Origin of the sequence: Variovorax gossypii (assembly GCF_003965815.1) — a bacterium.
Lineage (GTDB): Bacteria > Pseudomonadota > Gammaproteobacteria > Burkholderiales > Burkholderiaceae_C > Variovorax > Variovorax gossypii.
Map to the genome: position 1 here is coordinate 95,884 of NZ_RXOE01000012.1, position 24,611 is coordinate 120,494.

Consider the following 24,611-nt stretch of genomic DNA (forward strand, 5'->3'; position numbering starts at 1 on the left):
CATGCGCGTCACCGCGCACGAGGCCGGTCGCCACGACCTCCATGGCGGCGAGCAGGCGTCCCGCGAGCACAGGAACCTCCCCATCTCCACTGCAGCGCGCAAGGCCGTGCACATCCACCCCAGCACCTGCACCGTCGACCCGGCCGACGGGACCCCATGGCACGTGGCCGTCGAAGCCTGCAACTGCGAGAAGAAGGGGCCGTCGATGTAGGTTCGGCAAGCATCACGGATCTCATCGAGCCGCGCGCGGCGCTTCTTGCCGCTCATGGCCTCAAGCTCCGCCACGTCTACGGCCTGATGAAGGTCTTCACGGAACACCGTGATGTCGATGTCCTCCGAGAACCGTGAAATCAGGCTGAAGGCTTTCGAGAGCGATGTCCCGCCTTTAAAGAGAAGGCGCGGACCCCGGCTCCAGTCCATTGAAAAGCGCATCGAGCGTCCAGCAGACCCAGAAGTCTTTCTCGACGTTTTGGACGGCAGTGCCAAGGCGAGCCGCCGTGCCAAGAAACAGATCGCGGCGTTCTTCGTCGCTGGCAGTGATGACGGTCTGATAGGCCTCGTTCATTTCACGCCTGCCGGTATGTCGCTGTGCGATTTCTTCTGGACAGGCGTTGGCTTGCTGGCGCTTGCCGCGTCCGGCATGAGATCAAGGAGGGGGCGCAAATAGTCCTGCATCCAGATCGGAAGCACGCTGAATCCTTGCGTCAGGTCATCGCGAATGGCATCGCCTTGCTTCTTGTCCGTCAGAAGCCTGCCGATTTTTTTCCAGATATGGTCGCTGTCCGAAGGCAGCGTGTCCTTCAGCCAGTGCAAGGCTTGCACTAGGCGCATGGCCGGACGGCCCGCCCAATACAACCGGCTTGGCGCGCACAGCTTGAACTCGATCAGCAGCTTGTCAAGCCGGATGGAGCGGCGCCGGGTGTCGGTATAGATGGTGACGTGAGCAGGGACGGCATCGGTCAGGCCCAGATCGTTCGCGGCCGTCATGCCGTCAACCAGGATGCGCAGGTTGTCGCGGCGGGCAATCGCGTCAATGATGGCCCGATAGTCCGGGGTCGTCGTGCGCTTGGTAAGCCTGTTTGTGACGGGCTTGTCGTAGAGCCCCCGGTCAATACGGCGGAGTTGGTCGCGCTGGGTCATGCGCTGCAAGGTCTTGTCGATGACATCCCGGGAGCCAAGCTGCGCGAAGTCGGCCGGAACCCAGACATGGCCGGGGCCGGAAGCGTCGATCAGCGATGAGATACGGGCCGCAATGTCGGACATGACCAACTCCTGTCCGAAAAATATATACATTTTTCGGACATATTGGGCATGCAAAACGGGCGGGAAGTACGGCGCGAGGGGCGCGTCGTCGCCATGGCCGGCGACGGCATCCACGACGCACCTGTGCTCGCCAAGGCCGACGTGGGCGTGGCCATGGGAACTGGCACGGACGTTGCGGTGAGCAGGGCCCAGGTGACGCTGATCAAGGGAGACCTGCGTGGCATTGCTCAGGCACGGTCATCTCCGAACAGACCATTGCCAACATGAAGCAGAACCTTGGCTTCGCCGTTTGCGCAGGGCAGCGATAGTCGAACGCACGCATTCCTGGCTGGTGCCTCCGGCAAGCTGTGCACTCGCTTCGAGTGCTGCATCGACGTTCATATCGCCGTGCTTCCTCTGGCTTGCTGTGTCATCTGCTCTCGCAATCTCGCCCCGTTTTGTTAGCCGCGCTTATTCATACTCAATGGTCCCCAAACGCACCAGACGCTGACAATTCGGACCCGGGGAGCTATCACCTTCCTCCAATTCCTGCCCGAGCTCGCGGCGCAGCAGCTCGCGCGCTGGCGCCGGTAGCCGCCGCAGCAGAGGTAAGCGACATAGCAACGCGCGAATCTGGGCGGGCGTGAGCGTTTCCAGCAGCGCCCTGGCCGCGGTACGGGCTACGCTTGGTGCAGGGTCCGACAAGCTCTCGGTCAATACCGGCATCACATGCTTCGAAGTGAAGAAACTCAACCCCCACACGATGCGCCGGCGCACGTAGGGCTCACGCTTGTTCAAGGTGCGGATCAACGGTTCAATGGCTTCACTATCGCCAATCGCAGCCAGTGCCAGCGCGGCGTTGGCGCAGCAATCGTCATCCTCGTGATCAAGTTGTGTCAGCAACGGGGCGAGCGCACGGCGATCCGGCAGATCAATGAGCGCGTCAGTAACCTCCCTTGTCAGCGTGCTCTCGTTCAGGAGCGGCAATAGCAGTGGGACCGTGTCATCGGCGCGACCACGGTATGCGAGTGCTTGTACCGCCAGCCTGCGGGCCTGGAGGTCAGTCCCCTCAGACGACTGCAATAGACGGAGAAATACTGGCGGAACCGGCGCGCTCGCGTCGAATTTAAGCGCCTTGATCGCGGCATTGCGTATCTCGGCAACGGGATCCTCAAGCAACTCGAACACGAGCGGCGATAGGCGCTCCGCAAGGCCCTGGCCTGCAAGCGGCAGCGCCTCAATCGCCGCCACTCGCACCTCTTCAGATGGGTCGCATAGCGCAGCATGCCAAAGCGGAAGCGAAGCAGCCCCAGGCTGCTTGTCGAACAGCGGGGCTAGCGAGCGAACGGCACGCTCACGCACTTCCTCATTGCTATCTGTCAGCATCAACGCAACGAGTTCAAGCCGATGCTCTTCAGGCAGCGAGCGCGAGTTGCTAAGCGCTAGCGCGGCGGCCAAACGGAGCCTCAAGTCCTCGGCGCGAGTGGCCAATCGAAGCACATCCAATGCTTGGCTTCCGTTGAGGTAAGCCAATGCATGCAGAGCTTCCTCACGGACCTCCAAGTCGAGATCGTTGTGGAAAACAGAGATCAACGCCTCTAATACAGACGGGTCGGGCAGGTCGAAGTCTTTGAGAGCAATCACGACGTTACTGCGCACATCGGCATCCGTATCACACAGTGCGACCAGCAGCGGGTCGATCGCGGCGGGGTCGCTGAAACGCAGACCTTGGGCGGCGGCAGCACGCACACGGGCATCGGCGTCCCGCAGGCCCGCTGTTAACGCGTCGAATGCCGCCGTGCCGACGCCCCTATCTTCTTCATCGCCAAACCACCACATCGCTTGCCATCTTGCGGCAGGAAGGGGAGCGCAGGCTGCCTCGACGAACACCTTTGTCATTTCATCCCCTCTCAATCGAGAACCTGCGAGGGCAGATAAAGCGGCACTGCGCATTTCTTCATCCTCGTCGGCCAATAGCCTCAACCAGGGGGCAAGTTGCCCGGTGATATCAGTCGCTTGCTCAGCCTCTTTTTCTGCGGCCTCTATACGTACTTGATCCAGCATTTCATCCCTCATTTTGTGACGACCGTCGCCCACCAAGCTGCCTTTCGCGCATCGCAGATGCGAAGCTGGCTCGCTCGATCTCCAGGAGGTTGTCGCAATCGTCGAGCGCTGGCCGAACCAGGAGCTTGCGGGGTCGCTTGCAGACGGTCTGAGGAGCGATCATCGGTGATGGGACTGCCAGGGGCCGGCGCAATGCGCGGACCGCGCCACGGCTACCTCTGGCGCGCCGCTCCTCCCTAGCCCTGTGGTCCGCCGCACCCAGGACTGACGCGAGTTACACGCTGAAGGCGTCTTCGCAGAACAGTCGGTAGGCCGAGGCGCCGGCACCCGATCCGTTGCACGTTTTCGCGCAGATCGGCGCCGGCCGCGGCTGCACCTGCCTGCCTGCGCCCTTTGCGCTGCATCGCTATGCGGGCGTACAGCCCAGGCCGCTGCGGGAGCGGATCATGGTGCCGCTGGTGGTGTTGACCGCCTCGCGCGTGACGCAGGAGTTGCACGACGCCCTGGTCAAGGGCGCGACGCGGATGCTCAGCGGGTGACGTCCCGGGATGGTCTCCGAGCACTTTCGCTCATGACGTCGGGGCGGGGTCAGCGGGACAGAATGAAGTGTTTCGCTGACCTTGCTGCTCGAACCCGCGCTCGACATTTGAGCGGCCCGCATCGAGAACAGGATCGACTCGCAGGCCAAGGTGGGCGATGTCATCGATATCGCTGGTGCGCGGGTCATCCGCGCGGCGCAGAAGTTCGACGCGCGCTGCGTGGGCGTGACGCTGTCGCAGATCCAGTTCGACCTCGCGACCGAGCTCGTGAAGGTCGCGGGCCTGGAAGACCGCATCGAGATCTGCAGGACTATCGCGACGTGAGCGGCCGATGCGACCGCATCACCAGCGTCGGCATGTTCGAGCACGTGGGCCGCAAGAACCTGCCCGAGTACTTCAAGCGCGTGCAGCAGCTGCGGGTCGACGACGGCGTGGTGATGAACCATGGCATCCATCGCGGCATTCAATTGCAGGCCAGGATTCCATGGAGATCAACAGGGCGTGTCCTGCTTTCCCGGTTGGCTGCCGCACGGCGTGTGGCCGCAAACAAAATGCCGATGACTTTCTGCACTGGCTTCTTTGCTCCTCCCACCGCGAGACTTCGAACACCCGGATCTCTGGCCTCAGGAGGGCATGTCGTGAAGACAAACGTTTTGCATGCGCTGGTCGCGATGACCGTCTCGAATATCGGCCACGAGGAGTGGTCGCGAACGAAAAGCCGCATCGTCGCGGCGTCGGCCTCCGCACTCGTTCTCGCCATGCTGCAAGGCTGCGGGGGCGGCGGGAGCAGCGGTGGTGGTGGATTCGCTCTGTCACCGGCCGCGTCGTCCAGCGACAAGCCGGCACAGGCCTTGGATACCGCACCTTCCTTCAAATCCGAGACGCTTCCCGTATCCGATCCAGGCGAGTGCCTGACGGCACCGCAGGCCGGTTCGATCGCGGATGTGGGCAACGGGATCGAAGGTGTCTGGGAGGCGCCACCGCTCGCCGGGGGCTTCAGTGGCGGAACCATGCAGATCGACAGTGCTGCGAGAGCGCAAGGCTCGACCTACGAGTTCATGACCTTGAGCGGGGCGCAGTTCCCCAGACTCGATGCGTCGTTTTACGGCGACCTCGTTTTCAGCGCCGCCAGTTCGAGTTGGCAGTTCAACCTCGGCTCCGGAATGCTCTATCCGGAGATGGGCAATCCGAAACCGTTGTCGGGCAACGGGAACTTCAGCGCCAACAGCACCTTGAGCGGCAGCTACACCATCGGAGCCTCTGCCTCGAGGACTTTCGGCCCCTGGACCTATTCGCCTGGCAATTCGCTCGCCGTGGACTCGACGGTGCTTGCCAAACGCTGGGGCGATCTGAACGCGGTCACTGCGGGCGAACTCGTCGTGGCGCCTGATGGCTCGTTCACCGGCGTGATCTCGCCGATGATGGCTTACGGCCTCGGCATGTGCGCGTTCTCCGGCAACTTCCGGCATCGCGATGCCGGCACTTTGAAGAACGACCTCGTTTTCGACTTCGTGGCCACCGATGTCGCCCAGGCCGGCCAGACGCCTTGCAGGATGCTCGAGTACAGGGCCGGCTCGGCCCATATCCACGTCACCCAGGCCACTGCGGCGGGTGTCTGCAAGCGCTCGATGTCCCTGTGGATGGTCTTCGAAGACACCGCGAGGAAGCCTTTGGCCAGTATCAACTTCTACGGGATGCGGCCCGCTTCGGCACCCTCTTGAGGCCTGCGGCCTCCCGGATATGGGGTTCGACAGGCCTGAGCTGGGACAGTGGGAGAGACGAGGGACGTCGGATGCCGGCGGGCGTCCGATTCGCTCGCTCTTGAAGCGCGGCGCCGCAGGCTCATCCCTCTCCAAGACGCGAGGCCTTCGCGGTCGTTGTTGTCGCCGCCGCGCGGCGTGCTGCTCCGACGGCTTTGCTCACGCCCGGCCCCGTTCACCTGGACGGCCGGAGGTGTTGGAGGCCCCGCCGAAGAGCTGGGCTTTGAATGGGGTGAAGACAGTGGTAACAGGCACCGGGCAAATGCGGCGCCTCCATGGTGTCTCCGAGCGCACGGATCGCCGCTCAGAAGCATCCGGGCCGTGCTTTGTCTCGCACGGCTGCCCGGTGCGTGCACGTGAGTTTCTTTGTCTTCTTTCTCTCAACGGTGTTGAGAGTTTCGCACCAGCCGGACAGAGGAAGGGGCGGGAGGGTCGGCAGGCCGTTGCGGACCGCCTCGGCATGTCGGCGCAGCGTCGTCGTGCGAGTCGCTCCTGCAGCGAGCGCCCCAGGATCTCACCGGCGTCAGGTTCGTGCAACACGCAGTCGCCGTGTCGCAAGGCACGTCGACTGCGAAGTGCAGCGCAAACGTCAAGCTCTGACCGAGCGTCAAGGTGGCCCCGGTCTTTGGCTTTCGTCAGCGCTGCAGATAGGCACTGAGCTTGTCGATGATCTCGCGGCTGCCTCGCTCCCGGCTGCCGTTGTCATCGAAGCCATCGAGGAACGCGCCCTGTTCCGTCATGATCAGTTGGGTTCCCGCGCCCGACGCCTTGAACTCGAGGGTGGCGAGCGAGACCGAGATCTTGCGTCCGTCCAGGTGCATCTCGTAGGTGTAGACGATCCGCTCTCCAGGAATGATGTCGAAGTAGGTCGCGTCGAACTCGGTCACCATGCCGGTTTTCCATTTGCCCTTCAGTCGCTCGCGGCCGCCGACCTTGAAATCCATGGTCCGCTCGACGATGTCCCAGTTGTCATTGGGCGCAGTGAACCAGCCGTTCTTGCCCTCGATGCTCGCGAATGCGTCGAACACCCGCTGCGGCCTCACGTCCGCATAGGTGCGTTCGATGGTGAAGACTCCGTGGGACACGCTGCGGTTTTGTTCGGTCTGATTTGTCAATTTGATTCTCCGTCTGGGAAGTGCTTGAGGTGTTCGCCGAGGCGGTCGAGACGCTGGTCCCACTCCGCCCGACGCCGGTTGAACCACATCTCGGCAAGGCTGAGCGTGGCGGTATCTATGCGGCAGGTGCGTACCCGTCCGACCTTCTCGGAGCGCACCAGGCCGCTGGCCTCCAGCAGCGCCAGGTGCTGGACGACGGCCGGCAGCGACATCGCGTAGGGTTCGGCGATCTCGCTGACAGTGGCCTGGCCGCGCGACAAGCGCTCCACGATGTCGCGCCGCGTCGGATCCGCGAGCGCCTGGAACGTCAGGTCGAGATTGGCGGTCGCGTGTGGCATCAGCCGTTCCTCAGGGGGAAGTACTGGAAGTAGGGTTCGGCCTCGGCCAGCACGCGGGCCACGCTGGGTCGCGCCTTCAGGCGACCGAGGTAGGCCGCGAGTTCGGGCCATTCGGTCAGGCCGACGGCGTAGTCGGCGTAGAACAGCGCCGGCAGCGCCGCGCAGTCGGCCATGGTGAAGGACTCGCCCATGGCCCAGGGCCCGCTGCCGCTGATCATGGGGGCGACGAGGTCATAGCCCGCTCGGATCTGGCGACGCGCCTGTTCGACGCCGAAAGGATCGTGCTGACCATCGGGGCGCAACCGTTCGGCAACGACCTGTTGGAATGGCGCGTGGATGTAGCTGTCGATGAGTCGATCGAGCAGGCGGGTCTGCATCGCCAACTCGGGATCGCCCGGCACCAGGGACGCGGCGCGGGGCTCGGTGCGCGCCAGGTAGTCGATGATGACGCTCGACTCCGGGATCGTCTTGCCTCGCGTGTTGTCGCGCAGCACGGGGAACTTGGCCAGCGGCCAGATCGCCTGGAAGGCGGCACGGTCGGCTGGATCGCCGAGATTCACCAGCCGCGCCTCGAACGCGATGTCGGCTTCATAGAGCGCGATCAGCGCTTTCCAGCAGAAAGAAGACAGCGGGTGGTAGTAGAGGGCAAAGGACATCGCTGGCCTAAAACTTAAGAAGATGCTTAAGTATCTGGGCTGGCCGGCGAAGCGTCAAGCGGTTTGCGGGTGGCACAGAACGGGCCAGCATGTTCCGTGGCCTGGTGTGCCTGGTCGCGGACGTGGCTGCGTCTCCACGGCTGAGAGGGCGGTGCCGGCTCTCCACCGGATGTGGATGAAGTTGCACTCGGGATGTGGGACACCCGAACTAGCATGTGCCGAGGTGGTGACCGTACGGGCACCACCGATGCGTCGTCGCCAGATCGTTGCGACTCCAGCGCGCCCATTCGGCGTGAGGGGTGTAGGGCCCTCTCTCAACATGCGCACACAGGAGTGCGACTCGTTGAGAGGGCGTTTGCCACCGCGCCAAGCCGGCAATTCTCCAAAGCAGGAATCTTGCGATTCGCGTTCATAGCGTGTGTCTGACTGGTCGGTACCCACAGGTTCTCGTTGGCCTTGGCTCTGGCGAGCCATGGGCTCACCAACGAACAACGACATCGACGGGCGCTCTGCAGTCGGGATATCGAACGCGACATCGAAAGAGTTGGCGCCGGGCCTCACCGGCCGTCGTGGCGGCGTTCGAGGCGGACTGGCTGCAGGCTGAAGGAGCGGGGCAGGCTGGACTCTTTCGTCGTTTCAGCGGCAGACACGCATCCACCCTGGCGGCGTGCAGCACCGAAATGGCGGCACGCAACCTTTGCCTCTGACGAGGCCCATCCAAAGAGAAGTCCCATTCAAGGAGGTTCGAAGATATGAAGTTGAAACTGGTTCTTACCGCTGTCGCGGCCGCGGTTCTCGTCGCTTGCGGTGGCGGGGGAGGAGGCGGCGGCGGATTTTCCTCACTGCCCATGGGATCCGTTGCGCCGCCGGATTCTGGCAGTACGCCAGCGCCTTCTCCGGCGCCGTCTCCCGCCCCCGCACCTGCTGCGGCAGCACGCACGTACATGTACGAGGCGCTGTCGCCCGCTGCCGACAAGGATGCGTTCCTCGGTCATCTCAATGCCGAGGGCGCACGGAGCTTTCGCTTTCTCACATCCCTGGCTTTTGTGTCCGGGCAGAACGTCAGTACCGTTGAGACCTATGTGAAGGATGGGAGTGCAAGCTACGTCTACGAATTGCTGGATACCACCACCAATCGCAGCGCGTTCCAGGCGCAGCTCGATGCACAAGGCGCACGGGGATTCCGCTGGGCCGGCTCCTATGCGGTGGGCGGTGCGAGCGTCACGCTCTACAGAAAGGACGACGCCGGCACCTATTCGTATGTTCTCACCACCGCTTCCTCGAGCAGTGCGGGCTTTCTTCAGGAGGCCAATGCACAGGGGGCAAACGGCTACCTGAACTTGGCGCCGGGCTTCATGGTCGGCACGGAAACCGTGGCCATCTACGAGAAGGGCAGCGCCGGCCGTGCGCGCTACGTCTACGAATTTCCCTCCTCGCCAGGCAGCGATGCGGATCTGTGGGCCCAGCTCAATGGGCAGGGCGCACGTGGCTTCCGGTTCCGTTCTCCGTACAGCTTCTCAGACCGCAGCGGCCTGCTGTATGTGCAAGACGGCAGCCAGTCGTCCACTTTCAGCTTCTCTGCGCTGGATCCGGCTGAGGGCAGTGCCAAGTGGATGGAGCAGGTCAATGCGCAGGGGGCGCAGGGCCATGGACTGATCGGGGACTACATGATGCCAAGTGGTCAGGCCAAGAACCTTTTTTTTGCGGCCGCCAATTGCGCCGGCGAACTTTGCAATTCGACTTCTCTTTTTGGTCGATAGGCTCAGCCAAGTGATTCCTGGGGAGCGCGCCTTCCCAGGCATCGGCGGGGCGATCCCTCTGCTGCCGGTGGTGTGATTTCCATCCAAAACTGACCCACGTCGTAACCCCGGCCTGCCGCTTTCAGCGGCGGGAGCACAGGAGTGATTGACGTGGCGACACTGAGTGTCATCAGACGTTGGGCCCTGCTGGGCCACGGCGTTGTTGAGCTCGCGCACTGGGCGGCTGCTGCCCTTTTGGGGATTTGGGGTGACCTGGGAAATGACAACGCCCTTCAGGTGTTCGTATGCCAGCCGTTGCGACAGTTGCTCGATGCCCGCTCCCGAGTACGCGAAGAGCGGCGCGGTGCCGCCGCTGATGCGATTGGCCTCGACGAAAGCATCTGTTGGAGCGCCGAGGCGATCAGCGCAAAGACGCACAGCGTCATCGCGGAGGCGCCGCCCCACGGAGCGTCGATGGCCGCGGACGTCATCAGGCGCTCGCTTGGCCTACCGCATCTAGCTTCCCTTGGCCTTGCGACCGCGCGCGTTCGACTTCACCGGGACGCTCTTTCCATGCTCGTTCCACCAGGCCGTGAGCGCCTGCATCGTCGGACCGAGTCCCCGGGCCTTCGATGTGATCTCGTATTCGACGCGGGGCGGCACTTCCGCGAAGACGGTGCGCGACACCAGGCCATCCGCCTCGAGCTCGCGAAGCTGCGCCGTCAGCATGTGTTGAGTGATGCCGGGAATCGCCTTTCGCAGTTCCCCGAAGCGGTAGATGCGCTGATTGAGCAGCCACATGATTTCCAGCTTCCATTTGCCCGAGAGCAGCGCGAACGCGCGGCGCATTTCCTCGTGCATGTTGATCTCGGCATTTCCCTTGGTCTGCTTTTCCATACTAGGCATCACTTTTTCATCCTACTTGTGGTTTTCGATGTTAGGCGACATCCTTGCTGCGGATCGATGCAATGACGCTCGATCAGGAAAACCTCATGACTGGAAACTACACATACTGGATCAGCACCGCGTTGCTGTCGCTTCTCTATCTGGCTTCTGCCGCCGCCTACGTAGCCAAGAGGGACTGGGTTCGCCAAGCGCTGGCCGATCTTGGCTACCCTGGCTATCTCGTGCCGGTCCTCACTGTCGTGAAGATCCTGGCTGTGGCCGCGATCCTGTCGCGCATCAGCGTACCGCTGAGCGATCTCGCCTACGCGGGCATGTTCTATCACCTGCTGCTTTCCGGGCTTGCGCACATTGGTGTGCGCAAGCCCGGCGGCGCCCTGCCTGCAGCGGTGGGCCTCGTGTTGCTCGTCGCTTCGTTCGCAACGCAGAACCTTGCCCGCGATATCCCGTCGCCTGATGCCCTGGCCATGGCGGCGCAGCAAGCAACCCTCAACTGATGGAATTCATCATGACTCGACTGAATGGAAAAGTTGCTCTCGTCACCGGCGCCGGTCGCGGCATCGGCCGCGCCACCGCGAAGCTGTTTGCGGCCGAAGGCGCGAACGTGGCCGTTGTTTCACGCACTGCCGAAAACGTCGATCGTGTCGTCTCCGAGATCCGGGCGGCAGGCGGCGTTGCGCTTGGCGTGGTCTGCGACATTGCCGACCCCGATCAGGTCAAGGACTCGATCGACAAGGTGGCGGCCACGTACGGCGGGATCGACATCCTCGTGAACAACGCCTTCGATCCGTCGTCCGTCTCGTCATCGATCCTCGAGTTGTCAATCGAGCAACTGCAGCGCAATTTCGAGATGGGCCCGATTGCCTATCTGCGCACGATGCAGGCCTGCTATCCCCACCTCAAGGCCAGTGGTGAGGGCCGCGTCATCAACTTCGCCTCGTTGGCTGGCGTCCTTGGCTCGGTGGGCTATGGCCCTTACAACATGGCGAAGGAAGCCGTGCGCGCTTTGACCCGTTCTGCCGCACGCGAGTGGGGTGCCGACAAGATCACCGTGAACAACGTGCTGCCGATCGCGGACACCTGGGGCGCGGCGAACGTTCCTCCGCCGGCCAATGCGCTGGCCCGCTACGGATCGCCGGAGGAAGACGTCGCGCCGGTCGTCCTGTTCCTTGCCAGCAAGGATGCGCAGTACCTGACAGGGTACAGCCTGACGCCTGACGGTGGCCAGATCATCGACAGCGCCCGTTGAACCCATTCATTCAAAAGCGATCTTCAGGGCGGGAATTCCCGGCTTCGTCTTGCGAAGGACTGGTCCGCGCAACGCCGATGATGGACTTCCGTGTCTCCCCCTGCACCGACGCCTGTGCGTGACGGCGCAAGGCTTTTCCGCTCGGCCCCTGGAGGTCGAGCGGATTTCCTTCAATCTCTGCTCTTTCCTTTCAGGGATTCATGAGGCAACTCGCTCGGCCTGTGATTGCGTCTGGAGGCGTCCAGCATTCTTCATGACGACCGTCAAAAAACCATTTCCTCAGCGTCTGAATTGGTGCGTTCGGAACTTGCGGGTATGTTCATCCCTGCCTGTGCCCACGCCGAGCCATTGATGCGGGATCGCGCGCCCGCGCAGAGTCACGAGGTGTGTCATGAATGAACAGACTTTTATTCACGAAACCCGCTCGGGGCCATGGACCTGCACCATCTATCTATTGAAAAGCAACGAGGGCGACTTCTCCGCAGTGGGGGACATTGCCTTTCGCGGTCGGCATCGATGCAAGCTTGTGCTTTGCCGTCCCGACATTTCCACCGAAGCAGGCATCGCCATCCTGAAGCAGCAATGTATCTCCTGGATAGAGCAGATCGAGCAGGCAGGCAAGCCGACGCCTCCGGCGTCTCCTGAGCAGATCAGGAAGTCCTCTCCAACCGACCAGCCGTGAAGCCGGCCCAGTGCTCCCGGATCACCGCCTTCAACGTGCGCATGCCTTCCGGATCGCCCTGCCACAGCGCCGAGGAACAGGCCCTGGCTTGCGCCAGCGAGACATCGGGTAGCACCGCAGCATCGGTCACCATCTCGAGAGCAGCATCGGCCTGTCGGCGGCAAAGGCCAAAGTCGCCAACTCGGCCACAAGCGGAAGTCCAACGCGACGGGCCATGGGCGAGCGGCGAGCGGCGTATTCACCCGAACTCAATGTTCATCCAGCCACTCGCCGGGTGGCCAGCCTTGTTGTGCTTCTTCGATGAGGTGTCGGTCGGACATCGGTGCTCCGAAAAAGAAAACGAAAGCAGTTTCTTGCCCGTTGGAAGCCCTCTGCATGCGGGAGCAGACTGACCTCGAATATCGTCCCGGCCTTGTGTAGAGGGTGCGTGAACAGGTGCCGCCCGGTGTGTCATGTTGGGCGCACTCGGACGAGAGCGAATGAGCCGGTCTATGCCGCCGTCCGCACTGGTTCCCCGAGCGCCTCGCGAGGCAACTCGTAAAGGAAAAAGGGTGGCGCGTCGGGCCGCGTGCGCTGCAGCAGCGGCCTGGCGACGTTGTAGACCGGCACGTCGTTGATGGTGCGCGCCTCGAAGGTGCCGCGGTGCGCATGGCCGTGGAAGACAGCGTCCATCGGATAGCGCAGCAGAGGCTCTTCCAGCCGGCTGCTGCCCAGGAACGGGAAGATTTCCGCCGGCTCGCCTTGCACCGTGCCGACGACCGGCGAGTAGTGCAGCAGCGCGATCCGGCGCCGGGTGCGCAGCTTGGCCAGCGCCGATTCCAGCTTCATCGCCTCGTTGAGCGCCTCCTGCACGAACAGCTTGATCGCCGGCTCGCCCCAGGCGCCCAGCGACCCGCGTCCGAAGCCGCCGCCGAAGCCCTTGACGCCGGCGATGCCCACACCCTCGATCTCGCAGATGGAGCCATCGAGCACGCGAACACCCGCCTGGTTGAGCGCCGCGATCACCAGCTCGGGCGTGCCGGACTCGAAGTCATGATTGCCCAGCACGGCCACGACGGGGATCGATACGACGCTCAGCTCCTCGGCCAGGACCTTGGCTTCCTCCGCGGTGCCGTAGTCGGTCAGGTCGCCGCACAGCAGCAGCGCATCGGCCTGGTCGGCAGCCTGCGCGAAGAAGTCGTGCAGCTGGCCGGCGGCGTCGCTTTGGACATGGAGGTCGCCGACCGCGGCAAACCGGATGTGGGAAGAGGATTTCGGCTGGGGCATGGTGATCCGGTGGTCCGAAGAAAAAGGGCACAGCCAGACTGCGCCCCTGCGCGATTGGCCGTCATCGGCTTCATCCCGCTGCGGCTGTAGGCGCCAACCGACGCCCGATGAGGCCGTTTGCGCCGGCCCGAGGATCGCCCGCCGAACCTACGCTGCGCGCATGAGGCCTTCCACCGTTCTTTCCGATCTCGCGCCTTCGCTGGAAAAGGAAGTCGAGCCTCATGTCGCCGCCTTCTACAGGAAGACCCTGCGCGCACTGAACGGCGCGGACATCCCGTTTCTCGTGGGCGGCGCCTTCGCCCAGGCTTGCTACACCGGCATCCGCCGCGCGACCAAGGACCTGGACCTGTTCATCCGGCGCGAAGACTACGAGCGCATTGCACGGCTGATGCGCCGGCACGGCTGGCATGTCGAGCTGAGCCATCCGCACTGGCTGGCCAAGGTGCATGACGGCGAGGAATTCATCGACCTCATCTTCAATTCGGGCAACGGCCTTTCGCCTGTGGACGAGCGCTGGTTTCGCGGCAACTGTCATGCGGAGATCCTGGGCGTGCCGGTGCTCGTCGCCAATGCCGAGGACTGCGTGCTGTCCAAGGCCTTCATCATGGAGCGCGAGCGCTACGACGGCGGCGACATCGCGCATTTGCTGCTGGCCCGCGCCGAGCGGATGGACTGGGCCGACCTGCTGGAGCGCTTCGGCCCGCACTGGCGGGTGCTGCTGGCCCATGTGACGCTGTTCGGGTACGTCTACCCCGGCGAGCGCCATCGCATCCCCGGCTGGCTGCTCGCTTGCCTGATCGATCGACTGGCCGGCGAGATGCGCGAGGCGCCTCATCCGGAGGACCATGTGTGCGCGGGAACCTTGCTGTCGCGAGAGCAGTACCTGCACGACGTCGAGAAGATGGGCTACGTGGACGGGCGGCTTACGCCGGTGAGCGGGATGACCAGGCAGGACGTGGTCGCGTGGACCGAGGACATTCAGGCCAGCAAGCCGAAGGAGCGGGGCAGATAGGGCATGCCGGCCGCGGCTTGGCTCATGGCGTGCTCTTCGTGGGTGGTTGTCCCTTGGGGGCGGCGCGCAGAGACGCATCGATGTCGGCCATGCCCTTCGTTCTTTCTGCTTCTGCCTGTGCCGTGCAGGCGGACTTCCGGGCGTCCTTCAGGGGGTCGCATCTCTTCATGGCGGCGGCGTAGTTTGCCTCCACCTTCGCTTCGGCTGCCTTGCGCGCGGTGTCGTTGGCCGTCGGCTCGTCCTTCACGGCCCCGTGGGCCGAACCCGTTGCATCGATCTCCGCCGGCAACGGCAGCGACACCTGCGTTCCTGCCTGCACTGCGAGCAGGCAGCCTGCGACAAAGGTCGCGGCCTTCAGGACTCTGAGAAGAGGTCGTGGCATGGTGCTGTCCCCGACGCCTGCGGCTCGCGGGCTCCAGCGGCGCTTTCGTGCGCAGCGCTTCGGCGCCCTCAGCCGTGGCGCTTGAAGTACTGCACCTCGCGCTCGTGCTGTTGCGCCTGTTCCCGCGAGCTGAATGTGCCGAGGTTGCGGCGCTTGCCGGTCTTCGGATCGGTCTTGCGCGAATAGAGGCGGTATTCCCCCGAGGCGAGTTTTCGGATCATCGCAGACTCCTTTCCTAGGGCTTGGGTGTTGGCAGAAGAGCTTCACTCTGGGCCGCAACCGCGAGAGAGCATGTCGGACGATTTCACTTCGCGCTGACAGAGCCAGAATTGGAGCCAGAATTCCGAAGGAGTTCAGGTCATCTTCCCGGAGCGGGAAGATCTCCTGCAGAACGAGACTGCCTCAACCGATTCGTGCGTTTGGTGCCATGCACGAAACAGACGAATCCAGGCGGACGGCGATGGAATCCGTGGCGCCGGCAGTCAGCACCTTTGAGAAAGTCGACGCCTGGTGGCGCGCTGCCAACTCCCTGTCCGTCGGACAAATCCATCTGTTCGGCAACCCGCTGCTGCACGAGCCGCTATCACTCGCGCACAGCAAGCCGCGCCTGGTGGGTCATCGGGGAACCACGCCCGGGCTGAACTTCATCTGCGCCCACATGAGTCGCGCACATGAAATGAATCGCGTGATCATGGACAGAAGTCCCTCTCGTCGCCACCGGATTCCGGTCCGCGCGAGCCGAAGCCCCGCACAGGCCCCCGGGGCTTGGTGCTGCCGAGAACGCTGTCTCGCCGTCTCTGTCTATTTGTTCGATGGGGCTGCGGGCACCTCGCCGCCGGGAGCACTCTGCGCAGGCGGCATCTCAATCGGCACTTCGAAGCGCTGCTGGAGCGCATGGAAGTATGCAAGTGCGCCAAGCAAGACGACGACGACCGCCGGGATGCCCCATGTGAAGGCATGGCGGCTGTCATCCCGCTCGTCGCTCCTGGCCTGCTGCTCCTTCATGGTCGAGTTTCCTTTTTTCGGTTCCTCGACCTACTTCTTCATCGCCTTGACCTCGGCCTTGCCCTTCTCTTCGTCCGCCTTGGCCTGCTTCATGCAGGCGGATTTGGCATCGCCCTTCTGGTCGTCGCACTTTTCCTTCGCGATGGAGTAGGCGACGTCCACCTTGGCTTCCGCGACCTTGCGGGCGTTGCCGTCGCTGGGCTTCAGCTTCTGGTCGAGTTCGGCCTTGGCGATCTTTTCCTTGCCCTTGGCCTCTTCGACGCACACGTCCTTGGCGTTGTCCTTCATGGCGTCGCAAGCTGCCCGATCGGCCTTGTAGTCGGCCGCAATCTTGTCGCGCCCAGCCTTGAGTTCGGCGACGGCCGGGTCGACGGTCGCCGCAGGCGGAGCCATCTGCGCATGAGCCGACAGCATCGTGAGAGAGGATGCGACGGCGCAGGTCCATATAAGCTTCTGCATGGTCATCTCCTTTGGGGGGCGCCGAGGACTTTCGTTGCACAAGATGTCCCGCGCCTGTCACCCAGACTAGGAGCCACGGCTGGAGCGTCGATAGGACGGTGCACGAACCGGCCGTAAGTGCATGCCGACGCCGTTGCGGCGGATGCTCGGGCGCACGGACTTGGCCGGGATGAAAGGTGTGCAGGAGGGCCCGTGAGGCCTCAGCCGGCCGTCTCGCCGTGCAGCAGGGCACGCCGGGCCAGCAGAAAGGCCGCGGCATTCCAGCTCTGTCCGGCCATGCCCATGGGTGCCAGCGTCCGCCCGTGAACCACTCGGTGAAGCGCCAGTCGTCGAGTGCGTTGACCTGCGCGAGTTGCACGAGCTCGGACCAGGCCAGCTCGTGCGCACCCAGCCTGGCGAGCGCCATCACCCAGAAGCCGTCGACGAAGGGCCAGATGCCGCGTTTGTGATATCGATGCACGATGTTCTCTGCTTGTGGTGGCCCATGTAGGCCCGCCACACGGCGGGCTGGCGCGGGCCAGGCTTGCCGGTGGCGCTGACCAGCGGTCATAGCCACGTGCTTGCGAACGACCGCAGCCGGGAATTCGAGCTTCTGTACAAGCCATATCCTGCTCTGGAACTTCAGGCGTCGTTCGACCGGGCGTTGAAAACAACAGGACGGTGCGAACAGGTCGAGCGGGCATCGGTACAGCCGTCGTAGCCGGGTCGTAGGAAGCAACTGACCCTAACTCTGCGGGTGACCTTGCATCACGGAGTCTGTTGCGACGCGATCGTTGCCTTCCCCAAAATACCAGGAGACGTACGTGCAAGACAACAGCCGCGAGCTCTTCGCTCTTGAAAAGAAATTCTGGCAGTCGATGGTGGACACCGACACGGACACGGCCATCGAGTTGCTGTGTGAACCAGCCTTCATGGTGAGCTCCCATGGCTCGATGAAGTTCGACCACGCTGGCTATCGAAAGATGGCAGAGCAAGGGACCATGACAATCGAGTCGTTCGAGCTGAGCGATATGGAGGCCACCTTTCCCGGCGATAGCACCGCCGTGCTGAGCTACAAGGTCCATCAGATTCTGTCGCCGAGAGGAAAATCGGACAGGGTGGAGCAGCACATGGCGGACACGTCCACGTGGGTCCGTGACGGTGGCGCTTGGCGCTGTGTCATGCACACCGAAGCGCCTGTGTCAGGGTAACGATGACGCGGGTCAGCGGATGCCCTCGCGCTCAGCCACCGAGCGGCCATCGCGTGTCCAGACCTGGAGCACGAAATCTGCTTCCTCATGGAACGCCAGGCGCGCCAGGCCGAGCGAAGCCAGCGCGTCGTGTACCTCCTGTGTGGGGAGCCTGCGCTGTGCGAAGTCTGGCCGCCAGTCGCAGGCCACCAGAGTGCCGTCGGCCGCCAGCGTGTCCTGGCAGCAGGCGGCCAGCAGGTGCATGTCGTTGCGGTCGAGGAAGTAGCCCAGCTCGCTCAGCACGATGAGGTCGAATTGGCCCGCCTCGCGCGGCCAGTCGGCGGGCAGCACGTGGTGCGCAACGTGCGCGTTGGCGAGCTCGCCGGTGCGCTTGCGCGCAATGTCCACGGCATGCGCCGAGAAGTCGCTTGCCAGCAGATGGTCGCAGCGCTGCGAAAGGGCAAGCGTGAGTTCGCCGGCTCCGCAGCCGGGCTCGTAGGCACTCCGGAAGCGCTCTCGCGGCAACGCGGCCAGCAGCAGTGCCCGTTTGCGCGCCTCGTACCAGCGGTGGCGCAGTGCGTAGGGGTCTTCGCTCGCCGCATAGAGCGATTCGAAATAAGGCCGCTGGTCATTCATTGCCGCTGCTCAAAGGAAGACCACTTCGAAGGGGCGCGCCGCGCGCTGGACGGTGGTGGCGCGAAGCACCGGGCCCGAGCCGGTGGACGCATCGCGCCGCAACTGGCTGGTGAATGCCTTGACTGCCATGCGCTTGCGCCGCACGGCCTCTTCGCTCAGCGGGAGCCGAAAGGCGCGCTGCCAGGGCATGCACGCATCGCCGGGACGGGACCAGTGCCAACCCCAGACGGGCACTTCCACCAAGCGGGCGCCCGTGCTCGCAGCCGCCAGCGCGCAGGCCTCGCCGGTCGCCTCGTGGTCGGGGTGGCCGTCCTGGCGCCATGTGGTGAACACCACGTCACCGGGCCGGAGCAAGGAGACGAGCTCGGCCGTGAGCATGGCGCGCAGTTCCTTCAGGCCGCCGTCGGGCAGGCCCAGTCTTGCGGGCTCGATGGCCAGGCCCAGGCAGTGCAGGGCCTTTCGGCTTTCCCGTGGCCGGGTGCGCGCGAGCCGTTCGACGGGCCATTCGGTCGAGCCCCGATGACTGGCAGTGCCGTCGGTGACGGCGATCACTTCAACGGGCCTGCCGCAGTCGGCCAGCAGCGCGAGAAGGCCACCAACCGAGAGCACCTCGTCGTCGGGATGCGGCGCGACAACCACGGCGCGGGCACCCGCCGGAACCAGCTCTTGCGGCTCGATCACAGGCAGTCGCGCGATGCCGGGCCAGCGGCTCCACTCGATCTCGGTCGTGCCTTCACCCCGGATGGCGCGGCGCGCTACAGCGTCCATGACGAAGGCTCTTCTTTCTCGTTCGCGGCGAGCTGGCCCAGCGCCGCAAGATCGCGCTCGGCGTGGCTCTGGCGAAGGAACACGGGCAGATCCGCCATCGCGTGGGCGAAGTGCGGGTCGCGGCACAGCGGGCCGGCGCCGACCGCGCGGCCGGCGTGGTGCATGACGACGTTGGCCGCCTGCTCGACGGCGAGGCGCGCACGCAAGGCGATGCGCTGTGCGTTGTCTTGGGGGTGCCGGTCGATCCAGGCTGCGGCCTCTCGCAGTTGCGCGGCGGCCGCGGTCAAAGCCACTTCGATGGCACCAATGTGCGCGAGGCGATGGGCGTCCGGTGCCGGTCCCGCGCGTTGATGAGCCGCGCGCGCAATGCCGAATGCACCGCCGAACCAGCATGCCGCAATGCCGGCACCACCCTGCCAGAAGCCGGCGCGGTTCACGTAGTCGCCGGGCCGCCCGATCTGCGTGGCCACCGCGCGGTCGAAGCGCACATCGACACTGGCGCTCGCTGCCATGCCGACGGCATGCCAGCCATTGCCGGTCACTCGTACACCGGGCTGATCCATGGCGACAGCCGCAAGGCACGGTTCGCCGGCCGCGTTCCAGCAGCTCACGACGGCGTGAGTCACGCTCGCGGCGCCCGAGCACCAGGCCTTGGTGCCGGTGAGACGAACGCGGTGGCCTTCTGTCGCGTCGAGCATCACGCGCGCGTCGGGCGGCTCCGCGCACCAGGTGCCCCAGCGCGCAAGCGCAGGTGCGGCCGGCGCAGCGCCGAGTTCGGCAAGGATGGCGAGCGCATCGGTGTGCCCTTCGAACAGCTTCACCAATGAAAGGTCATGGGCCGCCACATCGGCCAGCACACGCCAGCGCGCCAGGGTCCGGCCGGCGCCCGGTTTGGGAAGCGCGTCGATGCCCGCGTCGACCAGGTGCTTCAGCGCGAGGTCGCAACCGTAGCGAAGCTGCAGTTGCCGCAAGGCATCGGCGAGCGCGGGTTCGGACATGTGAAGCAGCGGCTGTCGCGCGGGGCCCTTGGCACCACCAGCGGCGTCAGGCAGTCACCGGCGAAGCGGCGACCAGGTGCTCGGTCAGGAACCACACCTGCAGTTCGTTGGTGCGAAGCACGTTGCTGACGAACACGTCGTTGCTGCCGGCGTCCCCGGACTTGTCGACCTGCTCAGCCGCATCACGCGCCGAGATGATGATCTGCTCATGCGCCTCGGCCAGTCGGCGCAACTGCACGGCAGCCGGTTCGCGTCCACGGGGCGGTCGTGCGATCTGCGTGGTCTCGGCGATGTCGGGCGCCATGGCGAGCGCGACACCGCCAAGCAGCTGAATTCGTTCGGCGACGATGTCCACCAGCAGCACTTGGCCTTCGTAGTGCTGGTCGTACATGAGGTGCAACTGGTTAAAAGTCGGCCCCACCACCTGCCAGTGGTGCTTCTTGTACATGTCGCGCAGCGTGATCGTGTCGGCCAGGCACTGGTTCAGCAGCGCCACGCTTTGCTTGCAGACCTTCTCCGAGAGTCCATTCGGAAGCTTGATGATCTCGCCGTACCGTTGCGTCTCGTGGCTCTGCTGATGCAGGTTCGGCTTCACCTCCTTTATCGACGACGACGGTGAGGTAGAGGCCGACTTTGACTTGCCGTCTTTCGATGCTGCCATGGGCGTGCTCCTGAGTTTGGAAGTTCAACTCTTCTAGCACCCGTGCCGTGACCCGCGCGTAGTCCATGCGGCCGCGTCGCCCGGCTGTTTTCCTTTCCCTGGATGCCAATCGCCTACAGGGCCCCCGCGCGTCGCCTGACGCGGCATAGCGGGGCCGATCTCTATCTTGGGTACTTGGCAATCCGACCCCGAAACGCACTACGGCAAGAAGGCTCCACCATGCTAGGTATCGTCATCCCGGCGCACAACGAAGAACAACTGATCCGCGGATGCCTGTCCTCGGTGCGCCTCGCATCGCAGCACGCCGCACTGATGGGCGAGCCCGTCGAGACGATCGTGGTGCTGGACGATTGCACGGACGCCACCGGCATCCTGGCGGCCAGTTGCGGCGTCATGACCGTGACCATCCGCGCACGAAACGTCGGCATGGCACGCGCCGTGGGTGCGAAGGCGCTGCTGGCAAGAGGGGCGAGGTGGCTGGCTTTCACGGATGCCGATACGCTGGTTTCCGAAGACTGGCTGGCGGCTCAACTCTCTCTTCAGACAGAGGTCGTGTGCGGAACGGTGTCCGTGCGGGACTGGTCGCCTCACGGCCGCCACGCGGCATTGCTCCAGGCGCATTTCCAGGAGACCTATTCGGACTGCGAATCCCACACCCACGTGCATGGCGCGAACCTTGGCGTCTCGGCTGCGGCGTACCGCTGCGTCGGCGGGTTCCGGCATCTCGCGTGCAGCGAAGACGTTGCGCTGGTGAAAGCGCTGGTCGACGCGGGCTGCAGCGTTTCATGGAGTTCGTTGCCACGGGTTGTGACCAGCGCTCGCACCGATGCCAGGGCGCGCGGCGGCTTTGCGGGCGCCCTGCTGAATGCCGTGGCGCAACGCCTGGCCGAGTCGGCGGGTGCGGCGGCGATGCAACCGGCGATTGCTGCCGGCGCGTGACGCCATGGGCGAAGTCCTTGATCTCGTTCAATGGCCGGCGTTCGTTGCCTCCCTCTCCGCGGCTTGGTTGATCGCATCAAGCGCGAAGCCGCGCAGGAACGTGGGCTTCGGGACTTTCCTGCTCAGCAATGTGCTGTGGACCGTCTGGGCCTTGCACACTTCCGCCACGGCCCTCGTTGCCCTCCAGGTCTGCTTGGCCGCGCTCAACGTTCGGGGCCTTTTCAAGACGGAACCACCGCCTTAGGCCGGCCAGTTTCCGACCTTGGCGCAATCCCGGTAGCGGCGGCTTCCCCGCCTACCCGGCAAAAGCTTCACCGCCGACCCACGGGGCGTCTGCCGCTGCGCAGTGTGTTGCCTTATTTCAGGAACAGGAGAAAGCAATGGCCGAACTGACCGATCCTCTGCGCCGCAGTCCATTGGGGTCCGTATCCCTCGACGACGAGGCGTTTGCAGTGCGAGCCGCAAGCGGCGTCTCGTGGGGTGCGATCTTCGCGGGCGCAGTCGGCGCATGTGCGCTGTCGCTGATCCTGTTGCTGCTTGGCACCGGACTGGGTATGTCTTCGGTGTCTCCCTGGTCCGGGCAAGGCGCGAGCGTCACGGCCATTGGTATCTCGGCCATTGCCTGGATCACTTTCACGCAAATTGCCTCCTCCGGCATGGGCGGCTATCTGGCGGGCCGGTTGCGAACCAAGTGGGCCGGCGTGCACACCGACGAGGTGTACTTCAGGGACACGGCGCACGGCTTTCTCGCGTGGGCCGTGGCCACGCTGATCACGGCAGCGCTGCTCACTTCGACGATCGGAGCGATCCTGGGCACCGGAGCGCAAGCGGGGGCCACGGTCGCGGGAGGGGCTGCGTCCGCAGCCACCTCCGCCATGACAGGAACCCCTGGCGCTGGCGCAGGGAGGGAAGAGTCGGCTGGTAGGAGTGCCTACTTCGTCGACGCGCTGTTCCGCAAGGATCCGAACGCCGCAGCGGCGCCGGCCGACGGCGCGGCCGCAGCGCAGCAGGCCACGACGGAGCGATCCGGTACCGCCGCGTCGGTGGAGGTGGGGCGCATTTTCGCGAACGGCATCCGCGCCGGCAGCCTTCCGCCCGAAGACACGCGCTATGCCGGCCAGCTGGTGGCGCAGCGCACCGGCTTGAGCCAGCAGGATGCGGAGAAGCGCGTGAACGACACCTTCACCCGGGCCCAGGCCGGGCTCAAGGATGCGGAAGACAAGGCAAGGGCGGCCGCCGACACCGCCCGCAAGGCGTCCGCGTACAGCACGCTGTGGATCTTCATCTCGCTGCTGATCGGTGCCTTCGTGGCCAGCTTGAGTGCCACCTACGGCGGTCGTCGCCGTGACCTCTGAACCTCTTCTCACCCCAAACGGAGATGAACCATGCGCTCACTGCTTCTGTTTTTCCTCGGCGTGCCAATTCCCATCATCATCCTGATTGCCGTGCTCTTCCATTGATGGTTTCGCACGGGCGCGATCCCTAGCCGGAATGATCCTCCGCTCGGGCGGCGCAATAGGTCAGGAATTCGTTGACTTCGGCCGCCTTGTCGAAGACCGCATCGGCGCCGAGGCGCAGGCACTCTTCCCGGTTGTCTTGCGAGGCCGCGTTGGTCAGCGCCACCACCGTGCCCTTTTGCGGGCAGTGGGCCAGCGATGCGAGCACGCCAAGCCCGGACCCTTGCGCAAGCAGCAGGTCCACCACGAGCAGGTGCCAGCCTCCTTCGTGCGCCTGAAGCCAGGTAACGGCCTCGGCCTCTGTCTGGACCGCCCCGATCACCTCGGCGCGCAGAAAGCCTTCGATCACGACCTTGAGACTGTCCTGTACCTGAGGCTCGTCCTCCACCAGGAAAACGCCAAACGTCATGGTTGCTCGGTCCTGCGGATGTTGAGATCTGCAGACGGTCTCCTGCCGGCACGGTCGCCGCTGTAGGCCGACATCGTGTCGTCGTGTTCGACAAGAAGTATTTGTGGGCGGCTGGCGCATTGGCTTCGGCTGCCAGGCAGGAAGCGGCCGGTGTGCGTGTGCGCGAACGCCGCCTCGTCGGACAACCGGCTGCGCGCAGGGAGGAATTGCTTGAAGCGCGCTTCGTTTTGCGCAAGGCGGCTGTTCTGATAATTGGCCGCGACCTTCGCGCGCGGTGGAATGCAGTCGTCCGAAATTCGGCGCCAGGTGGAAATTGCGGCGGCAACCCCTTTCTCGATTTTGGGGGAGCGCGGCAACGGAATCGCGGTGATGTGCGCGCCCGTGTCTTCGGTGGCGACCAGCGGTTCGCCGGGGCCGGAATATCTGAAATACGTCGACAGGTTGATTTGCGCATGCGCCTGGAATTCGCAGCGGCTCAGCAGATCGATCGTCGCCCGGCGAAGCGTCGGTGTATCGAAGCGCGATTTCATCCGCATGATCTTCATCGACTGCTCGAGCCGTTTCAGGTGGTCGTCCAGGCGGAAGATGTACGATTTCTGGGTGGCTTCATCCCAGTAGGCGCGCAGTCCCTCGAATATGTTCGCACCGAAAAATCCTGCCTGGGTGCGAACATGCAAGGTGCACTGCTCCCAATTGACAAAATCACCATCCATCCACGCAACGCTGGGGTGCGGAGCGGGAAATATCGATCGACCGGCATTGGTGTCCATGAAATCTCCAAGAGATGAAGAAAATGAAATCCGAAACGATAAAAATTCTTCCGCGTCAGGCGGCCAAAGGGCGCTGGCGGGATTGATGGATTGCGGAATAAATAAAAATGATTAACTGATCGGATTGATTTGAAAAAGGGGTTGAAAATAAAAAATAGAAGCCGCGCAAATCGTACGGTGCCTTGCCGAAGGCATTCCATTTACGGCCTGAATCGTTATAAATAACTGTATTGGCACCAAAACAGGGACCGTATTGGTCGCGCAATTCGGCCGCAGGCACGGCCTTCGACGGCGTGCCCGCCAACGGGAATTCGAGGAGAAGGAGGAGGAGGGGCGGCGGTGGAAGACGCGACCGGCTTGCGGCGCGCCCCCGGAGCCAGCCTTGGCCCGCGG

General features: G+C 64.1%; 29 protein-coding genes and 5 pseudogenes. 13 read left to right on the forward strand and 21 right to left on the reverse strand.

Features of this window, described 5'->3' with window-relative positions:
- Position 1 precedes the first annotated feature (1 nt).
- Positions 2-211 carry a hypothetical protein gene (locus tag EJP69_RS29600; RefSeq protein ID WP_170217251.1) on the forward strand — a complete coding sequence of 70 codons (210 nt, stop codon included), beginning with the start codon at positions 2-4 and terminating at the stop codon, positions 209-211.
- Between the two features lie 32 nt (positions 212-243).
- Here the strand turns inward: EJP69_RS29600 and EJP69_RS30135 are convergent.
- From EJP69_RS30135 to EJP69_RS28780, 3 genes and pseudogenes are all read right to left on the reverse strand, one after another.
- Positions 244-432, reverse strand: a pseudogene (locus EJP69_RS30135) (nucleotidyl transferase AbiEii/AbiGii toxin family protein); the annotation flags it as partial.
- Positions 386-565, reverse strand: a complete 180-nt coding sequence (locus tag EJP69_RS30140) for a hypothetical protein (RefSeq protein ID WP_420824238.1) — start codon at positions 563-565, stop codon at positions 386-388. The gene EJP69_RS30140 and the pseudogene EJP69_RS30135, both read right to left, overlap by 47 nt.
- Positions 562-1,263 carry a DUF6088 family protein gene (locus EJP69_RS28780; protein WP_126473809.1) on the reverse strand — a complete coding sequence of 234 codons (702 nt, stop codon included), beginning with the start codon at positions 1,261-1,263 and terminating at the stop codon, positions 562-564. The genes EJP69_RS30140 and EJP69_RS28780 overlap by 4 nt, the downstream gene beginning before the upstream one ends.
- A gap of 66 nt (positions 1,264-1,329) precedes the next feature.
- On the opposite strand from EJP69_RS28780, the pseudogene EJP69_RS30145 reads away from it, so the two are divergent.
- Positions 1,330-1,753: pseudogene (locus EJP69_RS30145) on the forward strand (hypothetical protein); the annotation flags it as partial.
- Here the strand turns inward: EJP69_RS30145 and EJP69_RS28790 are convergent.
- Positions 1,714-3,306: a HEAT repeat domain-containing protein gene (locus tag EJP69_RS28790; RefSeq protein WP_170217256.1), complete on the reverse strand. Its 1,593-nt coding sequence runs from the start codon at positions 3,304-3,306 to the stop codon at positions 1,714-1,716. The pseudogene EJP69_RS30145 and the gene EJP69_RS28790 sit on opposite strands and share 40 nt — an antisense overlap.
- A 335-nt stretch (positions 3,307-3,641) precedes the next feature.
- On the opposite strand from EJP69_RS28790, the gene EJP69_RS28795 reads away from it, so the two are divergent.
- Together EJP69_RS28795 and EJP69_RS28800 are read left to right on the forward strand one after the other, a co-directional pair.
- Complete coding sequence (locus EJP69_RS28795; protein WP_126473813.1) at positions 3,642-3,845, forward strand: hypothetical protein; 204 nt, start codon at positions 3,642-3,644, stop codon at positions 3,843-3,845.
- 174 nt (positions 3,846-4,019) lie between these two features.
- A pseudogene (locus EJP69_RS28800) lies at positions 4,020-4,297 on the forward strand (class I SAM-dependent methyltransferase); the annotation flags it as partial.
- A gap of 1,943 nt (positions 4,298-6,240) precedes the next feature.
- Here EJP69_RS28800 and EJP69_RS28805 read toward each other — a convergent pair.
- The 3 genes from EJP69_RS28805 to EJP69_RS28815 are packed head-to-tail and all read right to left on the reverse strand — an operon-like array spanning position 6,241 to position 7,714.
- A complete protein-coding gene (locus EJP69_RS28805) occupies positions 6,241-6,690 on the reverse strand; it encodes an SRPBCC family protein (RefSeq protein ID WP_206169396.1) in 450 nt (149 codons plus the stop codon).
- A 26-nt stretch (positions 6,691-6,716) separates the two neighbouring features.
- Positions 6,717-7,058 (reverse strand): ArsR/SmtB family transcription factor, encoded by a 342-nt coding sequence (locus tag EJP69_RS28810; protein WP_126473817.1) that lies wholly within the window; start codon positions 7,056-7,058, stop codon positions 6,717-6,719.
- Positions 7,058-7,714, reverse strand: coding sequence for a glutathione S-transferase family protein (locus EJP69_RS28815; protein WP_093308053.1), 657 nt, complete (start codon positions 7,712-7,714; stop codon positions 7,058-7,060). Before EJP69_RS28815 ends, EJP69_RS28810 begins: the two co-directional genes overlap by 1 nt.
- Before the next feature lie 752 nt (positions 7,715-8,466).
- Between EJP69_RS28815 and EJP69_RS28820 the strand changes: the two genes are divergently transcribed.
- Complete coding sequence (locus EJP69_RS28820; RefSeq protein ID WP_126473819.1) at positions 8,467-9,474, forward strand: hypothetical protein; 1,008 nt, start codon at positions 8,467-8,469, stop codon at positions 9,472-9,474.
- 495 nt (positions 9,475-9,969) lie between these two features.
- Here the strand turns inward: EJP69_RS28820 and EJP69_RS28825 are convergent, their stop codons facing one another.
- Positions 9,970-10,350, reverse strand: a complete 381-nt coding sequence (locus EJP69_RS28825) for a winged helix-turn-helix transcriptional regulator (protein WP_126473891.1) — start codon at positions 10,348-10,350, stop codon at positions 9,970-9,972.
- A gap of 71 nt (positions 10,351-10,421) precedes the next feature.
- Here EJP69_RS28825 and EJP69_RS28830 point away from each other — a divergent pair, with 71 nt between their 5' ends.
- The 3 genes from EJP69_RS28830 (at position 10,422) to EJP69_RS28840 (ending at position 12,287) form a co-directional block, all read left to right on the forward strand.
- Positions 10,422-10,853 (forward strand): DoxX family protein, encoded by a 432-nt coding sequence (locus EJP69_RS28830; protein WP_240652321.1) that lies wholly within the window; start codon positions 10,422-10,424, stop codon positions 10,851-10,853.
- 11 nt (positions 10,854-10,864) lie between these two features.
- Positions 10,865-11,605, forward strand: a complete 741-nt coding sequence (locus EJP69_RS28835; protein ID WP_126473892.1) for an SDR family NAD(P)-dependent oxidoreductase — start codon at positions 10,865-10,867, stop codon at positions 11,603-11,605.
- 391 nt (positions 11,606-11,996) lie between these two features.
- Positions 11,997-12,287 carry a hypothetical protein gene (locus EJP69_RS28840; RefSeq protein ID WP_126473821.1) on the forward strand — a complete coding sequence of 97 codons (291 nt, stop codon included), beginning with the start codon at positions 11,997-11,999 and terminating at the stop codon, positions 12,285-12,287.
- 489 nt (positions 12,288-12,776) lie between these two features.
- Here EJP69_RS28840 and EJP69_RS28850 read toward each other — a convergent pair whose 3' ends face one another.
- A complete protein-coding gene (locus EJP69_RS28850; RefSeq protein WP_126473823.1) occupies positions 12,777-13,553 on the reverse strand; it encodes a metallophosphoesterase family protein in 777 nt (258 codons plus the stop codon).
- Between the two features lie 160 nt (positions 13,554-13,713).
- Between EJP69_RS28850 and EJP69_RS28855 the strand changes: the two genes are divergently transcribed.
- Positions 13,714-14,565: a nucleotidyltransferase gene (locus EJP69_RS28855; protein WP_126473825.1), complete on the forward strand. Its 852-nt coding sequence runs from the start codon at positions 13,714-13,716 to the stop codon at positions 14,563-14,565.
- Between the two features lie 22 nt (positions 14,566-14,587).
- Here EJP69_RS28855 and EJP69_RS28860 read toward each other — a convergent pair whose 3' ends face one another.
- Complete coding sequence (locus EJP69_RS28860) at positions 14,588-14,947, reverse strand: hypothetical protein (protein WP_170217258.1); 360 nt, start codon at positions 14,945-14,947, stop codon at positions 14,588-14,590.
- Positions 14,948-15,015: 68 nt separating this feature from the next.
- The gene (locus tag EJP69_RS28865) at positions 15,016-15,168 is read right to left on the reverse strand and encodes a hypothetical protein (protein WP_093082840.1); all 153 of its coding nucleotides are present in this window, start codon (positions 15,166-15,168) and stop codon (positions 15,016-15,018) included.
- Positions 15,169-15,407: 239 nt separating this feature from the next.
- Between EJP69_RS28865 and EJP69_RS28870 the strand changes: the two are divergent.
- Positions 15,408-15,617: pseudogene (locus EJP69_RS28870) on the forward strand (phosphoketolase family protein); the annotation flags it as partial.
- Between the two features lie 131 nt (positions 15,618-15,748).
- On the opposite strand, the gene EJP69_RS28875 reads toward EJP69_RS28870, so the two are convergent.
- The 3 genes and pseudogenes from EJP69_RS28875 to EJP69_RS29945 form a co-directional block, all read right to left on the reverse strand.
- A complete protein-coding gene (locus tag EJP69_RS28875; protein WP_126473829.1) occupies positions 15,749-15,952 on the reverse strand; it encodes a hypothetical protein in 204 nt (67 codons plus the stop codon).
- 30 nt (positions 15,953-15,982) lie between these two features.
- Entirely contained in the window at positions 15,983-16,411 is a 429-nt protein-coding gene (locus tag EJP69_RS28880) for a hypothetical protein (protein ID WP_093307623.1), read from the reverse strand.
- Between the two features lie 200 nt (positions 16,412-16,611).
- Positions 16,612-16,933 (reverse strand): annotated as a pseudogene (locus EJP69_RS29945) (glycoside hydrolase 100 family protein); the annotation flags it as partial.
- Positions 16,934-17,214: 281 nt separating this feature from the next.
- On the opposite strand from EJP69_RS29945, the gene EJP69_RS28890 reads away from it, so the two are divergent.
- Positions 17,215-17,601: a nuclear transport factor 2 family protein gene (locus EJP69_RS28890; protein WP_126473831.1), complete on the forward strand. Its 387-nt coding sequence runs from the start codon at positions 17,215-17,217 to the stop codon at positions 17,599-17,601.
- 12 nt (positions 17,602-17,613) lie between these two features.
- On the opposite strand, the gene EJP69_RS28895 is transcribed toward EJP69_RS28890, so the two are convergent.
- Genes EJP69_RS28895 through EJP69_RS28910 form a run of 4 tightly spaced genes read right to left on the reverse strand, consistent with a single transcriptional unit; the run spans position 17,614 to position 20,643 of the window.
- A complete protein-coding gene (locus EJP69_RS28895; protein WP_093206245.1) occupies positions 17,614-18,216 on the reverse strand; it encodes a class I SAM-dependent methyltransferase in 603 nt (200 codons plus the stop codon).
- 9 nt (positions 18,217-18,225) lie between these two features.
- Complete coding sequence (locus EJP69_RS28900) at positions 18,226-18,984, reverse strand: PIG-L deacetylase family protein (protein WP_093206246.1); 759 nt, start codon at positions 18,982-18,984, stop codon at positions 18,226-18,228.
- Positions 18,972-19,982 carry an acyl-CoA/acyl-ACP dehydrogenase gene (locus EJP69_RS28905; protein ID WP_126473833.1) on the reverse strand — a complete coding sequence of 337 codons (1,011 nt, stop codon included), beginning with the start codon at positions 19,980-19,982 and terminating at the stop codon, positions 18,972-18,974. Before EJP69_RS28905 ends, EJP69_RS28900 begins: the two co-directional genes overlap by 13 nt.
- Positions 19,983-20,028: 46 nt before the next feature.
- The gene (locus EJP69_RS28910) at positions 20,029-20,643 is read right to left on the reverse strand and encodes a Dps family protein (RefSeq protein ID WP_093206248.1); all 615 of its coding nucleotides are present in this window, start codon (positions 20,641-20,643) and stop codon (positions 20,029-20,031) included.
- Positions 20,644-20,862: 219 nt separating this feature from the next.
- Here EJP69_RS28910 and EJP69_RS28915 point away from each other — a divergent pair, with 219 nt between their 5' ends.
- Together EJP69_RS28915 and EJP69_RS28925 are read left to right on the forward strand one after the other, a co-directional pair.
- The gene (locus tag EJP69_RS28915; protein ID WP_126473835.1) at positions 20,863-21,582 is read left to right on the forward strand and encodes a glycosyltransferase family 2 protein; all 720 of its coding nucleotides are present in this window, start codon (positions 20,863-20,865) and stop codon (positions 21,580-21,582) included.
- A 380-nt stretch (positions 21,583-21,962) separates the two neighbouring features.
- Positions 21,963-22,937, forward strand: a complete 975-nt coding sequence (locus EJP69_RS28925; protein ID WP_126473839.1) for a hypothetical protein — start codon at positions 21,963-21,965, stop codon at positions 22,935-22,937.
- A 127-nt stretch (positions 22,938-23,064) separates the two neighbouring features.
- Here the strand turns inward: EJP69_RS28925 and EJP69_RS28930 are convergent, their stop codons facing one another.
- Genes EJP69_RS28930 through EJP69_RS28940 form a run of 3 tightly spaced genes read right to left on the reverse strand, consistent with a single transcriptional unit; the run spans position 23,065 to position 24,522 of the window.
- Positions 23,065-23,448: a response regulator gene (locus EJP69_RS28930; protein WP_093206251.1), complete on the reverse strand. Its 384-nt coding sequence runs from the start codon at positions 23,446-23,448 to the stop codon at positions 23,065-23,067.
- The gene (locus EJP69_RS28935) at positions 23,445-24,218 is read right to left on the reverse strand and encodes an aminotransferase class IV (protein ID WP_126473840.1); all 774 of its coding nucleotides are present in this window, start codon (positions 24,216-24,218) and stop codon (positions 23,445-23,447) included. The genes EJP69_RS28930 and EJP69_RS28935 overlap by 4 nt, the downstream gene beginning before the upstream one ends.
- 55 nt (positions 24,219-24,273) lie before the next feature.
- Entirely contained in the window at positions 24,274-24,522 is a 249-nt protein-coding gene (locus tag EJP69_RS28940) for a hypothetical protein (protein WP_126473842.1), read from the reverse strand.
- Positions 24,523-24,611 lie beyond the last annotated feature (89 nt).

Bases quoted from the DNA above. Each gene is read 5' to 3' on its own strand.
- EJP69_RS28860 (WP_170217258.1), bottom strand. From the start codon at position 14,947: ATGCCACGACCTCTTCTCAGAGTCCTGAAGGCCGCGACCTTTGTCGCA.
- EJP69_RS28875 (WP_126473829.1), bottom strand. From the start codon at position 15,952: ATGAAGGAGCAGCAGGCCAGGAGCGACGAGCGGGATGACAGCCGCCAT.
- EJP69_RS28830 (WP_240652321.1), top strand. From the start codon at position 10,422: ATGACGCTCGATCAGGAAAACCTCATGACTGGAAACTACACATACTGG.
- EJP69_RS28865 (WP_093082840.1), bottom strand. From the start codon at position 15,168: ATGATCCGAAAACTCGCCTCGGGGGAATACCGCCTCTATTCGCGCAAG.
- EJP69_RS28840 (WP_126473821.1), top strand. From the start codon at position 11,997: ATGAATGAACAGACTTTTATTCACGAAACCCGCTCGGGGCCATGGACC.
- EJP69_RS29600 (WP_170217251.1), top strand. From the start codon at position 2: ATGCGCGTCACCGCGCACGAGGCCGGTCGCCACGACCTCCATGGCGGC.
- EJP69_RS28780 (WP_126473809.1), bottom strand. From the start codon at position 1,263: ATGTCCGACATTGCGGCCCGTATCTCATCGCTGATCGACGCTTCCGGC.
- EJP69_RS28935 (WP_126473840.1), bottom strand. From the start codon at position 24,218: ATGGACACCAATGCCGGTCGATCGATATTTCCCGCTCCGCACCCCAGC.
- EJP69_RS28820 (WP_126473819.1), top strand. From the start codon at position 8,467: ATGAAGTTGAAACTGGTTCTTACCGCTGTCGCGGCCGCGGTTCTCGTC.
- EJP69_RS28850 (WP_126473823.1), bottom strand. From the start codon at position 13,553: ATGCCCCAGCCGAAATCCTCTTCCCACATCCGGTTTGCCGCGGTCGGC.
- EJP69_RS28900 (WP_093206246.1), bottom strand. From the start codon at position 18,984: ATGGACGCTGTAGCGCGCCGCGCCATCCGGGGTGAAGGCACGACCGAG.
- EJP69_RS28895 (WP_093206245.1), bottom strand. From the start codon at position 18,216: ATGAATGACCAGCGGCCTTATTTCGAATCGCTCTATGCGGCGAGCGAA.
- EJP69_RS28880 (WP_093307623.1), bottom strand. From the start codon at position 16,411: ATGCAGAAGCTTATATGGACCTGCGCCGTCGCATCCTCTCTCACGATG.
- EJP69_RS28925 (WP_126473839.1), top strand. From the start codon at position 21,963: ATGGCCGAACTGACCGATCCTCTGCGCCGCAGTCCATTGGGGTCCGTA.
- EJP69_RS30140 (WP_420824238.1), bottom strand. From the start codon at position 565: ATGAACGAGGCCTATCAGACCGTCATCACTGCCAGCGACGAAGAACGC.
- EJP69_RS28855 (WP_126473825.1), top strand. From the start codon at position 13,714: ATGAGGCCTTCCACCGTTCTTTCCGATCTCGCGCCTTCGCTGGAAAAG.
- EJP69_RS28930 (WP_093206251.1), bottom strand. From the start codon at position 23,448: ATGACGTTTGGCGTTTTCCTGGTGGAGGACGAGCCTCAGGTACAGGAC.
- EJP69_RS28915 (WP_126473835.1), top strand. From the start codon at position 20,863: ATGCTAGGTATCGTCATCCCGGCGCACAACGAAGAACAACTGATCCGC.
- EJP69_RS28835 (WP_126473892.1), top strand. From the start codon at position 10,865: ATGACTCGACTGAATGGAAAAGTTGCTCTCGTCACCGGCGCCGGTCGC.
- EJP69_RS28815 (WP_093308053.1), bottom strand. From the start codon at position 7,714: ATGTCCTTTGCCCTCTACTACCACCCGCTGTCTTCTTTCTGCTGGAAA.
- EJP69_RS28790 (WP_170217256.1), bottom strand. From the start codon at position 3,306: ATGCTGGATCAAGTACGTATAGAGGCCGCAGAAAAAGAGGCTGAGCAA.
- EJP69_RS28910 (WP_093206248.1), bottom strand. From the start codon at position 20,643: ATGGCAGCATCGAAAGACGGCAAGTCAAAGTCGGCCTCTACCTCACCG.
- EJP69_RS28905 (WP_126473833.1), bottom strand. From the start codon at position 19,982: ATGTCCGAACCCGCGCTCGCCGATGCCTTGCGGCAACTGCAGCTTCGC.
- EJP69_RS28810 (WP_126473817.1), bottom strand. From the start codon at position 7,058: ATGCCACACGCGACCGCCAATCTCGACCTGACGTTCCAGGCGCTCGCG.
- EJP69_RS28825 (WP_126473891.1), bottom strand. From the start codon at position 10,350: ATGGAAAAGCAGACCAAGGGAAATGCCGAGATCAACATGCACGAGGAA.